The organism is Rhodococcus sp. S3 (assembly GCF_058211795.1).
In genome coordinates this window covers 1-12,343 of record NZ_CM177074.1, presented here as the reverse complement: position 1 = coordinate 12,343, position 12,343 = coordinate 1, and the positions used below count along the sequence as shown (strand labels likewise).

At 67.7% G+C, this 12,343-nt stretch carries 8 protein-coding genes; all 8 read right to left on the bottom strand.

The features are described from left to right. Positions 1-3: 3 nt before the first annotated feature. Positions 4-378, bottom strand: coding sequence for a DUF742 domain-containing protein (locus AC0LPE_RS00040; protein WP_006550918.1), 375 nt, complete (start codon positions 376-378; stop codon positions 4-6). Between the two features lie 13 nt (positions 379-391). Next, a complete protein-coding gene (locus tag AC0LPE_RS00035; RefSeq protein ID WP_006550917.1) occupies positions 392-808 on the bottom strand; it encodes a roadblock/LC7 domain-containing protein in 417 nt (138 codons plus the stop codon). Next, positions 805-4,470: a sensor histidine kinase gene (locus AC0LPE_RS00030; protein WP_490605373.1), complete on the bottom strand. Its 3,666-nt coding sequence runs from the start codon at positions 4,468-4,470 to the stop codon at positions 805-807. Before AC0LPE_RS00030 ends, AC0LPE_RS00035 begins: the two co-directional genes overlap by 4 nt. A gap of 350 nt (positions 4,471-4,820) precedes the next feature. Continuing rightward, on the bottom strand, positions 4,821-6,857 hold the full coding sequence (gyrB, locus tag AC0LPE_RS00025; RefSeq protein ID WP_423659681.1) for a DNA topoisomerase (ATP-hydrolyzing) subunit B: 2,037 nt from the start codon (positions 6,855-6,857) through the stop codon (positions 4,821-4,823). Positions 6,858-7,072: 215 nt separating this feature from the next. After that, on the bottom strand, positions 7,073-7,645 hold the full coding sequence (locus AC0LPE_RS00020; RefSeq protein WP_016691072.1) for a DUF721 family protein: 573 nt from the start codon (positions 7,643-7,645) through the stop codon (positions 7,073-7,075). Beyond that, complete coding sequence (gene recF, locus AC0LPE_RS00015) at positions 7,642-8,874, bottom strand: DNA replication/repair protein RecF (protein WP_490605372.1); 1,233 nt, start codon at positions 8,872-8,874, stop codon at positions 7,642-7,644. Before recF ends, AC0LPE_RS00020 begins: the two co-directional genes overlap by 4 nt. A gap of 22 nt (positions 8,875-8,896) precedes the next feature. Then, on the bottom strand, positions 8,897-10,081 hold the full coding sequence (gene dnaN, locus AC0LPE_RS00010; protein WP_026060921.1) for a DNA polymerase III subunit beta: 1,185 nt from the start codon (positions 10,079-10,081) through the stop codon (positions 8,897-8,899). 501 nt (positions 10,082-10,582) lie between these two features. After that, the gene (gene dnaA / locus AC0LPE_RS00005; protein ID WP_419957103.1) at positions 10,583-12,271 is read right to left on the bottom strand and encodes a chromosomal replication initiator protein DnaA; all 1,689 of its coding nucleotides are present in this window, start codon (positions 12,269-12,271) and stop codon (positions 10,583-10,585) included. Positions 12,272-12,343: the final 72 nt, after the last annotated feature.

The following is a 12,343-nucleotide window of genomic DNA, read 5'->3' as shown; positions in this document are numbered from 1 at the left end:
GCGTTAGAGTTCGCGAAGTCCACTGAGGACCCTTTCAATCAGCTCACGACGCTCCGCGTCGCTCGAATCGTCTTTCAGCGTGGCCAGGATCTGTACGTGTCCGGCTTCGACGAGATCGGCGACGAGCACGCGTGCCACGCCGATCGGCACCCCCACGCGCGCGGCGATCTCCGCGACGGAGGGTGATTCCTTGCACAGCTCCAGGATCGTGGCGTTGATGTTGTCCAGATCCCGGGACCGATCGTCGGTTCCCGGAATGGCCTGGATGAGCGCCTCCAACGCCAGTTCGACCGCAGGACTCGTACGTCCCGAAGTCAGGGAGTAGGGCCGGACCAGACTGGGCTGGTCCGGCACCGACTCCGGCTTCCGCGATTCCATGGCCACCTCGACGTCAGGACCCTAGACCGACCCGCGGGGTGGCTTCGACCGAAGCACCCACTCGATCGACCAGGAGCGCCATCTCGTAACCGACCTGTCCGATGTCGCACTCGGAGGCGGTCAGAGCCGCCAGGTGCGAGCCGTCGCCGACGCTCATCAGCAGCAGGTAGCCGTGCTGCATCTCCACGACGGACTGCAGCACACCCCCACCGTCGAACAGCTGCGACACACCGTTGGACAGGCTGGCCAGACCCGAGGTCACCGCAGCGAGCTGCTCGGCACGATCCACCGGGAGGTGGGCGCTGGCGGCCATGAGCAGACCGTCGGCGGACACGAGCACGGCATGCGAGACACCCGGGACTTCGCGCGCGAAGTTGGAAACCAACCAGTCCAATGGACGAGCTGCGTCGGATCCATGATCAATATTCATCGAACTCCCTGTTCGTCGTTCTCGCGATTGCTGGAATTCGCCGAGGCGCGTCCGTTGCGGACACCCTGCTGATGGCGGCTCAAGTTGGCCCGGATGGCTTCCGGGTCCCGACGTCGAATGGTCCTCGGCAGCTCACCCGTTGCCGGTGCCCGAACGGCACCCGGCACCAGACGTTCACCGGGAGCGCGCCGCGGAAGACCCGCGGTGGTGTGCTCCTCCACGGGGGCCTCGGTAGCACGCTGTGCGGCTTCCCATCCCGCGTCCGCGGCGGAGTGCCATTCCCGCTTCCTGCGGTCCTCCGGAAGACTCGTCGGGTCGACGAGCCAGTCCGACATCATCGTGGTGAAGATCGGGGTGTTCGCCGGCTGCGGACGGGCCGACGCGAGGTCGGACCGAGGCTGGAAGAACGATGCCGTCTTCGCCGAGTTGGTCCGGTAACGATGGCGGGCCGCCTGCTGTGCATCGCTGTGCGGCGAGACGGAGCCGCCGTCGGCGATGCTCGGACCGGAGACCGTTGCGGCCGAATCGGGTTCGGAACCGTTGGTGGCCGCAGCGGGTCGCTGCGGAAGCCCCGGTGTGCTCCCCGGCTGACGACGCGGCAGACCGGGCGTGCTGCCCGGACGGCGCTGCGGGAGACCCGACGAGGGTTCCTGCTGCCGGCGGTCCGCGTCCTGCGCGGGTGCGCGCTGTGCATCCTGCGCGGGTGCGCGCTGGGGCAGGTCGGGACGGTTCGGTGCGTCCGGCCGGCCCACGGAGTCGCCACCTGCGAGCGGTCCCGCCGACGGCTGCTGCTGCAGCCGGTTCTGCGGAACGGACGGGGACGATCCGGCAGCCCGTCCCGGCAGGCCGGGAGTTGCACCCGGCCGGCGCTGCGGAAGACCGGGGGACGCGGGTCGCTGCGGCGGGGCCGGTGCGCGATGCGCCGAACCCTGCTGGGCGTCCCGTCCCTGCGGCTGGTCCTGCCGCGTGTCGCGGGTGGGTGCGGAATCCGTCGGCGGCAGACCCGGTGTGGAACCGGGGCGACGCTGCGGAAGACCCGAAAGTCCTTCCCGGCGGCCCTGATCGGCGTCGGGTTGCGGACCGGCACCGATGCGGCCGTCGCCGTTTCGTCCATCACCGTTGCGGCCGTCGAACGAGTGACCGTTGGTCTCGTCCGGTCCGCGACGAGGACCGCGCGGAGGCAGTGACGACGCGAAGGCTGCTGCGGCATCCGGTTCGATCCGGCGCGGCTGCGGCGACCGGGGCGGAGTCGGAAGACCCGGCGTCTCGCCCGGCTGACGCGTGGGCAGGCCCGGGGTTCCACCGGGGCGACGCTGCGGAAGACCCGACGGACCGAACTCGCGGGATGCCGGCGGTACCTGATTGTCGCGGGGCGACGGTGCCTGATCGTCGCGGGGCGACGGTCCCTGCGGGTCGCGCGGCGGCGGGCCCTGAGGCTCGCGGGACGGCGGTGCCTGGAACGACGACGCGGACTGCGCGGACTGGGCGAACTCGTTCCGTCCCGCTTCGCGCTGCGGCTCGTCGCGTCGCTCGTCCTCGTAGGACGGCTCCGTATCCCGTACAGCGGAAGCGCTCTCGTCGACATCGTCGGCGTAGCCGTTGTTCGCGTAACCGTTGTCGGCGTAGGCATCCTCGGACTCGTCCGCACGGACGTCGTCGACGGAGCCGGCCTGCGATGTCGCGTACTCGTGCTGGTCGTCGGCCGCGGGCAGGCCCTGCTGGGCGACGGGCGCCGAGAGCGCCGGCGGTGCCGAGTACTCCTCCGCCTCGATCTCGATGCGGGGCTGAGGACCCGTGTGCGACAACGCCAGCGGCGAGACCAGCAGGACGTCCGGGATGTGGACGCTCGCGGTGATACCCGGGTTGCGTGCGGTGTCGAAGGTCGGGCGCAGGCGCACGGTGAGACCGTGCCGCTCGGCCAGGCGCGAGACCACGAACAGACCCATGTGGCGTGCGGTGTCGGGACCGACCTCGCCGCCCTTGGCGAGACGCTGGTTGATGACCTCGAGTTCGTCGGCCGGGATACCGATACCGCGGTCGGCGATCTCGACGAGCAGACCGCCGTCGACGGCACGCGCGAAGCTGAAGGTGACGTTGCTGTCGGGCGGTGACGCACGCAACGAGTTGTCGACCAGCTCGGCCAGGAGGTGCACGATGTCGGTCGCGACCGCGCCACTGAGAGCACCGTCGGGCGTCGAGCCGATCTGCACGCGCTGGTAATCCTCGACCTCCGACATCGCGGCGCGCAGGATGTCGCCGAGCTGAACGGGCGCGGAGTGACCACGACGCATGCGCGTACCGGAGAGAATCAGCAGGTTGTCGCCGTTACGACGCATACGCGCGGCGAGGTGGTCGAGACGGAACAGGCTCTCGAGTCGAGCGGGGTCCTTCTCCTCGTACTCGAGTCGTTCGATGAGACCGAGCTGCTGCTCCACGAGCGACTTCGACCGACGCGCGAGCGTCTCGAACATGTCGCTGATCTGCAGACGCAGGTGGGCCTGCTCGCCGGCGAGGCGCAGAGCCTGCCCGTGCATGTCGTCGACCGCGCGAGCGAGCTGCCCGATCTCCTCGGTGGTGTGCACCGGGACGCGGGTGAACTCGATGTCCTCGATGTTGTCGCCGACCTTGATGCGGTCGATCGCCTCGGGAAGCTCCTGCCGCGCCACCTTCAGGGTGCCGTAGCGCAGACGACGGATCGGCCCGACGAGCGAACGCGACACGAGCAGTGCGAGCACGAGTGCCGCGAGCAGGGCCGCGAGCACGATCGCGGTATCGCGGAGCGCAGCCGAGCGGGTTTCCGCCGCGCGTTCCTGAATGGTGGTGCTGACCTGGTTCGACGCTTCTTCGATGATGGTGCCGTAGATGTCGACACTGTTGAGCAACGACGCGCGGAGGTTGAGAATCGGGAGCGGGCCCGAACCGGCCGCGTCGACCATGTCGGCGCGCTCCTGGACGCCGGACCGGAGTTCCGCGATCTGCGCGTCGGCCATGGGGTAGGAGCGGGCGAGCAGATCGAGCATCGCGAGCTCGGCACCGGACGCCGACACCAGGGCGGTGCCGGGCTGGGTCGGGTCGCCGATCAGCTGGAGCAGACCGAGAACCTGACCGAAGAGGTAGCGCTGCGAGTACCACGCGTTGATCAGCTGGTCGCCGTAACCGATGATCTCGCGGTCCTCGACCTCGCCGAGGATGGCCTCGACGATACGGTTGAGGCTGTCGCGCACCTCGTTGGTGACGGCACCGATCTCCTCGATCGGCACCGGACCCGCCTGGATCTTCGTGTAGAGCGACTGGGCCGTGGCGGCGGTGCGGCTGAGGTCGGCGGTCACGGCGGGATCGAGCTCGGGGTTCTCCGTGATCGAGGCGATCGTGCCGAAAGCGTCACCGAGAGCCGCCATTTCCTCGGGGGTCGCCGTTCCGACCGCGGCATCCGCGGTGGCGGTGGCGAACGCCGTCGAGAAATCGACGATGTCCGGCACGGCCGCAACCTGATCGGCTGCGGACGAGAAGTGGACGGCGTTGCTGAGCTCGTTCTCGACCCGAAGACCACCGAGGACCATTGCCACGGTCACGGGGACAGCGAGAACAGCGGTGACCTTCCTGCGAAGACCCCACCCCTCGATGTTCCACCACCGCTGCTGGGGCGGCGACTTGTCACTCATGGATCACAGCTCTCCTTCCACCCCGTCCGCGCCGGGCGACGAACACCAGTCGGCACTGCACTCCGATGAGCGCGTTTTCGATCGAGTGCAGTCGAACGAGACGTTTCGGGTGAGGGCACCATATCGGGACATACAGCGGATACGGAAGAGTGAGTTCTTCCCGTACCCCCGCGCTGCCCCGGCCCCCTCGTCGGCAGCCACACGTACAGATGGCCGATAGGAGTGTACTCACGAGTAACGAAGAAGGCTAACGGCCCTTCCCACTTCCGGGCGCACGACATGCGAATCCTCGCCGTGATGTACGACACAGCGGGGATTCGCATGCAGTTCTCCGGCGGGGCCGGCCGTGATCAGACGTCGAGGAAGCGGACATCCTTCGCGTTACGGGTGATGAAGCTCCGTCGTGCCGCGACGTCCTCGCCCATGAGGACGCTGAACAACTCGTCGGCCGCGGCGGCGTCGTCGAGGGTCACCTGACGCAGGACGCGGACGCTCGGATCCATCGTGGTCTCCCACAGTTCCTTGGCGTTCATCTCACCGAGACCCTTGTAACGCTGGATACCGTCGTCCTTGTTGATCTTCTTGCCCGCGGCGAGGCCCGCCTCGAGCAGGGCGTCGCGCTCACGGTCCGAGTACGCGAACTCCGGCTCGCTGCGCTGCCACTTGAGCTTGTACAGCGGCGGCTGCGCCAGGAAGACGTGACCTTCCTCGACCAGCGGGCGCATGAAGCGGAACAGCAGCGTGAGCAGCAGCGTCGCGATGTGCTGACCGTCGACGTCGGCGTCGGCCATCAGGACGATCTTGTGATAGCGCAGCTTCGCGATGTCGAACTCTTCGTGGATGCCGGTACCGAACGCCGTGATGATCGACTGGACCTCGGCGTTCTTGAGCACCTTGTCGATACGGGCCTTCTCGACGTTGATGATCTTGCCGCGCAACGGAAGGATCGCCTGGTACATCGAGTCGCGACCCGACTTGGCGGACCCACCTGCGGAGTCACCCTCCACGATGTAGATCTCGCACTTGCTCGGATCCTTCGACCGGCAGTCGGCCAGCTTGCCGGGCAGACCACCGATGTCGGTCGCGCTCTTGCGGCGGACGAGCTCGCGCGCCTTACGGGCGGCGACGCGGGCGTGCGCCGACGACACGGCCTTGGTGACGATCGTCTTCGCATCGGCCGGGTTGGCCTCGAACCAGTGCGAGATGTGCTCGTTGCACGCCTTCTGCACGAAGGACTTCACCTCGGTGTTGCCGAGCTTGGTCTTCGTCTGGCCCTCGAACTGCGGCTCACCGACCTTGACGGAGATGATGGCCGCGAGACCCTCGCGGATGTCGTCGCCCGTGAGGTTCGGATCCTTCTCCTTGAGGAGCTTCTTGTCCTTCGCGTAACGGTTGACGACCGTGGTCAGCGCCGCACGGAAGCCTTCCTCGTGCGTGCCGCCCTCGTGGGTGTTGATGGTGTTGGCGAAGGTGTGGACGGATTCGGAGTAACCCGAGTTCCACTGCATCGCGACCTCGAGTTCGTGACCGGTGCCCTTGGCGGTGAACCCGACGACCGAGTTGTGGATCGGCGTCTTCGTGCGGTTGATGTGGCGCACGTAGTCCTCGAGACCACCCGGGTAGTGGTAGGTGCGGACCTTGACCTTGTGCACCTCGGGCTCGGCGGCCTCGACGGCCTGGTCCTCGGCGGTCTTCGGTGCCTCGGCGGTCTCCGGGACGTCCTCGTCGGTGACCTCTTCGGGCGCGACACGCTCGTCGGTGAGGGTGATGGTCAGTCCCTTGTTGAGGAACGCCATCTCCTGCAGGCGACGCGCGACGGTCTCGAAGTTGAACGTCGTGGTCTCGAAGATCTCCGGGTCCGGCCAGAAGCGGACGGTGGTACCGGTCCGCTTGGTGGCCTCGCCGCGGACGAGCTCGCCCGGCTTCGAGGCGGTGTACGTCTGCTCCCAGTGGTAGCCGTCGTTGTCGATCTCGACCTCGAGGGTCGTGGACAGGGCGTTCACCACGGAGATACCGACACCGTGCAGACCGCCGGAGACGGCGTAGGCATCGGAGTCGAACTTGCCGCCGGCGTGGAGCTGGGTGAGGACGACCTCGACCGTGGGGGCGCCGGAGGCGTGCATACCGACGGGGATACCGCGACCGTCGTCGACGACCTGGACGCCGCCGTCGGCGAGGAGGGTGACCTCCACCTTCGACGCGTAACCGGCCATGGCCTCGTCGACGGAGTTGTCGACGACCTCCCAGATCAGGTGGTGCAGGCCACGCTCTCCGGTGGAACCGATGTACATACCGGGGCGCTTGCGCACCGCCTCGAGACCCTCGAGGACGGTGATGGACGACGCACCGTACTCACTCTTGTTGTTGTTCGACTTCTGGGCAGCCACGGGTGGGTAGCTCTCCTTCTCCGATCGGCCCCGCGCACGCGCGCGACGCATTCCTGTCCATCCTACGTGCCCGTGAGCCTTGTGCCGGGGTGGACACGAAAGCGGGCGTTCCGCACCGCTGACGTCCCCGTAGCGGCCCCTTTGCGACCCGGACAGCGTGATTTCCTACGCGCTCCGATTTTCGCCCCTCGTACGGCCCGGGAGCGAGCCCGGGATCACCCGTAGGTGTCGCGTGGTCCGCGGCCGCGGATGTGGCGTTCGCCCTTCCGCCAGCTCGGCGCCGTCGGGCCGGTGATCCGCAGTTCCTTGACCACCCCGTGCCCCACGGCCGCGGCGATCTTGGCGAGGATCTGCGACTGCATCATCCGCAGCTGCGTGGCCCAGGCCGTCGACTCGGCCGAGACGTGCAGGATCCCGTCGCGCAGTGTGGTCGGCTGGGCATGGCTCGCGATGTCGTCGCCGACGACCCGCGCCCAGCTTCCCATGACGGTGCCCTCGGACACGTGCGCCGACCAGCCCCGCTGCTTGGACAGCGACTGCGCGAGCGACCCGAGGGTCTGGGGATCGCGGTCGTCCGGGCCGGGCCCCGACCAGCCACGACGTCGGCGTTTCGGGCGCAGCGGGCCACGCGACGCGCGTCCCTGGCCGACGGCCTTGCCGCTCGCCTTCGCGGCAGCCCGAGCCTCCTCGAGCGCGCGGCGGGCCAGATCGATGCCCTTCAGCTCCGGCTCGCCCGCACTGCGCTCCGATTCGGCACCGCGTTCGGGACCTGCATGTTCGTCGTTCATCCGACCTCCCCGGTGATCGGGTCCGTCTCCCGTTGCACCGATCCCAGCACAGAGATACGACCATCTTCGGTGTCCTCGGCATGCACGGGGAATCGGGCACCGTTCAGCTCGGCCGGCACGTCCTCCGGCACGGCCGCCGTGATCAGCACCTGTTCGGCCGTCGCGGCCACCTCGGCGAGGGCGGAGCGGCGTCGTCGATCGAGTTCGGCGAAGACGTCGTCGAGCATGAGGACCGGGTCGGTGCCGTCGGTACGCAGCAGGGCGAACGCGCCGAGCCGCAGCGCGAGCGCGAAGGACCACGATTCGCCGTGGCTCGCATAGCCTTTCGCGGGTTCGGCACCGAGCATCAGGTCGAGATCGTCGCGGTGGGGTCCGACGAGGCAGACACCGCGTTCGATCTCCTTCGACCGCACCTCCGCGAGGCGGTGGAGGAAGACGGTCTCGAGAAACTCCCGGTCGTCCGGCGCCGGTGTCCGGGCCGGGTCGGAGAACTCCGGCGGCAGCGCGTCGGCGAGGCTGCTGCGATAACGCAGGCTCGCCGGACGCGACTCGGGCGCGATCGACCGGTACGCCTCGGAGACGTGCGGGGCCAGTTCGTGCAGCAACGTGATGCGCGCGGCGAGCAACTCGGCTCCATGGGCGGCGAGATGGCCGTCCCACACGTCGAGGGTCGCCAGAGCGCTCGCCCCGTCGCTCGAGCGGCTCCCGCGCCGCAGTGCTCCACCCGCCGTCTTGAGCAGGGCGGATCGTTGACGCAGCACCTTGTCGTAGTCGGCCCGCACCCCGCTCATCCGCGGGAAACGTGTGCTGAGCAGTTCGTCGAGGAACCGCCGACGGTCACCCGGGTCGCCTCGCACGAGCGACAGATCCTCCGGGGCGAAGAGCACCGTGCGGAGGATGCCGAGGATCTCTCGAGGACGCCGGGCCGGCGACTGGTTGATCCGCGCCCGGTTCTGCTTGCCCTCGTTGATCTCGATGTCGATGCCGAGCTCACGACCGTTGTTGACGACCAGCGCCCCGGCGAACGCCCGCGACGTGCCGGCCCGCAGCAGCGGACCGTCGGAGGACACTCGGTGCGACGACAGCGTCGACAGATATCCGAGGGCCTCGAGCAGGTTGGTCTTCCCGTGTCCGTTGCGCCCGACGAAGACCGTCGCCCCCGGAGCGAGGTCGACGGAAACCGTTCTCCACGATCGGAAGTCGCGCAGCGAAAAGGTGCGAACGTACACGGGGGTCCAGTCTCGGGGCCGGTCAGCCCGGCAGGCGCACCGGCATCAGCAGATAGGTGTAATCGCTGTCCGGAGCGGCGAACGTACCCGAGGAATCCGGCACGGGCTCCTCGTCGAGCGCCGGCCGCAGCACGGCCGGACGACTCGAGGTGGTGAACCCGAACGAGACCTTGTCGGTGTGCAGCGACGTCAGGCCGTCGAGCAGGTAGCCGGGGTTGAACGCGATGATCAGCGGCTCACCGAAGAACTCCGCGGGATGCGATTCCTCGGCGCGGCCGGCGTCGTCGCCACCGGCCGACAACATCACGCTGCCCTCGGTGAACTCGAGTCGGACCTGCGCACCGCGCTCGGCGACCAGCGCGACACGCTTGATCGCGTCGACCAGCGGCGCGATCTCCACGGTCGCCATCGCGGTGTGCTCGTTGGGGAGCAACTGGCGGAACTTGGGGAATTCGGCGTCGAGCAGGCGCGTGGTGGTGCGGCGACCCTCGGCGACGATGCCGAGCAGACCTTCGGCACCCACCGACGACCCGCTGCCGAGAGCGAGCTGGACCGGGGAGTTGGACGAGCCGCCAACGGTTTTCGCGGCCTCGGAGAGGGTCTTGGCGGGCACGAGCACGGCCGAGCTGGTGGACTCCGCGGTGGGCATCCACTCGAGCTTGCGCACCGCGAGACGGAACCGGTCGGTGGCCGCGAGCACCATGTCGGTGCCCTCGATCTCCACCCGGATGCCCGTGAGCATCGGGAGCGTGTCGTCCTTGCCGGCGGCGACCGCGACCTGGCTGATGGCCTCGGCGAACAGATCGCCGGACAGCGCACCGGTCTGCTGCGGGAGCTCGGGCAGCTGCGGGTAGTCCTCCACAGGCATGGTGGGGAGCGAGAACTTGGCGCTACCGCACGTGATGAGCACGCGGGTGCCGTCGAGCACGACATCCACAGGCTTGTGGGGCAACGCGCGGGTGATGTCGGCGAGCAGCTTGCCGGACACCAGCACCTGGCCGGGGGTGATGACCTCGGCCGAGACGTGGACCTGCGCGGATACCTCGTAGTCGAAGCCCGAGACCGTCAGCCCGCGCTCGTCGGCTCCGAGCAGGACACCGCCCAGGACGGGCACAGGGGGTCGCGACGGAAGGCTTCGGGCAACCCATGCAACGGAATCAGCGAAGTCCTCGCGAGGCACACGAAACTTCATACTTCCCAGCTCCATCGCCCGGTGGATCCCTTCGATCGTGGTCTCGACAAGTCTACGAAGTCTGTCACAGAACCCCGACACCGATGAGGCGGAGCCGGGGGATGCGGGTCCACGTTATGCCTTCCCTCGCTGCTTGGAAAGCCGGGAGGCTCGAGGCGTGAGCCTCACTCGAGGGCCTGTGGACCGACGCTCTCCACACACCTGTTTTGAAAGAAGATTTCTGAAGAGAACTCACAGAAGTAGTAATAGGGCCTGTGGAATCTGTGGACGAACGACCGTCTAGGCTGGTGGGGCGACGTTCTCGAGGGGGTCGAACTCGAGGATGAACTCGAGGAGTTCTCGAGGACGAATGTGGATTCCTCGAGACTGTTCATTCTTTGTCCACCGTTCGTCCACAAAGATCCCACGTTCTGCACACCCTTGTCCACAGGTGTGGGGACCGGAAACTTCTCGAGATATAGGACAGGGAGCGCCCTGTGGACGCTCCCTGTGGATGGAAACTCGAGGCTCGAGGAATCAGCGCTTGGACCGCTGCTTGATACGCGCGGTGAGCTCCTGCACCTGGTCGTAGACCTTGCGGCGCTCGGTCATCTCCTTGCGAATCTTCTTGTCCGCGTACATGACTGTGGTGTGGTCACGACCGAAGGTCTGCCCGATCTTCGGCAGCGACAGATCGGTGAGCTCGCGGCACAGATACATCGCAATCTGACGTGCCTGCGCCAGCGGCCGTGCCTTTCCGGGCCCGCACAGGTCGTCGATCGACGTTCCGAAGTACTCCGCGGTCACGGCCATGATCGTGGCGGCGTTGATCTCGAGAGCCGAGGAATCCGGCATCAGATCACGCAGCACGACCTCGGCGAGGGTGAGATCGAGCGGCTGCCGGTTGAGCGACGCGAAGGCCGTCACACGGATCAGGGCACCCTCGAGTTCGCGGATGTTGCGTTCGATCCGGCTCGCGATCAGCTCGAGCACGTCGTGCGGCACGTTCAGGCCGTCCATGCGCGCCTTCTTCGACAGGATCGCGATGCGCGTCTCGAGTTCCGGGGGCTGGACGTCGGTGATGAGGCCCCACTCGAACCGGGTCCGCAGTCGTTCCTCGAGCGTCGCGAGCTGCTTGGGCGGCCGGTCGGACGAGACGACGATCTGCTTGTTGGCGTTGTGGAGGGTGTTGAAAGTGTGGAAGAACTCCTCCTGGATACCTTCCTTGCCTTCGATGAACTGGATGTCGTCGACGAGGAGGATGTCGGTCTCGCGGTAGCGCCGCTTGAACGCGACCTTGCGGTCGTCGCGGAGGCTGTTGATGAAGTCGTTCGTGAACTCCTCGGTGGAGACGTACTTCACCCGCATGCCCGGGAAGAGTCGTTGTGCATAGTGGCCGGCGGCATGCAGCAGATGGGTCTTCCCCAGGCCCGAGGCGCCCCAGATGAACAGCGGGTTGTAGGCCCGGGCCGGTGCCTCGGCGATCGCCACCGCCGCGGCGTGCGCGAACCGGTTCGACGCACCGATCACGAAGGTGTCGAAGGTGTACTTCGCGTTGAGGCTGCTGCTACCGATGGGCGGCGTCTCGGGCGGCGGGGGCTGGGTGAAATAGGACGGCCACGACTCGCGGACGGCGGTCATCGCCTCCCGGTCGTCGTCGACCTCCTCGAGTTCGCCGTGGTCCGCCTCGAGCATGTCGTGATCACGCGACGGGATCATGCGACGTCGATAGGCACCTTCACCGGGGAACATTCCGTCCCGCTGGTATCCCCCGTCCCGCGCGGCGACGGCATCCCCGGATCCTGCAGGATCCCTGGTCACAGCGCCGTCGCGCGGTCCGACGCCGTCGCGGGGCATCGGAGGATCGCGGCGCAGATCACGACTGCGGGGCTCTACCGTGCGCGGGTCACGGTTGCGGGCCTCCGCCGTGCGCGGATTCACAGGCTGTGCATCTTCGGGGAGACCCTCGAGAGGCAGTGTGTCGCGGGGTTCGGCGTAGGGATCCTCGGCGGGGTCGTCCACGCGTTCCCGCGGTTCGACGCGCACACCGAGACCCTCGACCCGGTGACCGAGGTGCCGGTTGAGGGTGCGGAGGATGGGTTCGCGCAGATCACGTTCGATCGACTGCTGGGCGAGGGTCGACGGCACCGAGAGCAGGGCGAATCCCTGTGCGAGCGTGATCGGTTTGACCAGCGCGAGCCATGCCTTCTGGCTCTTCGTCAGCATTCCGTCGTCGATGGTCAGCTCGGATACGACGTCCGTCCACACATCGGCCAGCGCGTTCGGCTCGTCGCTCAC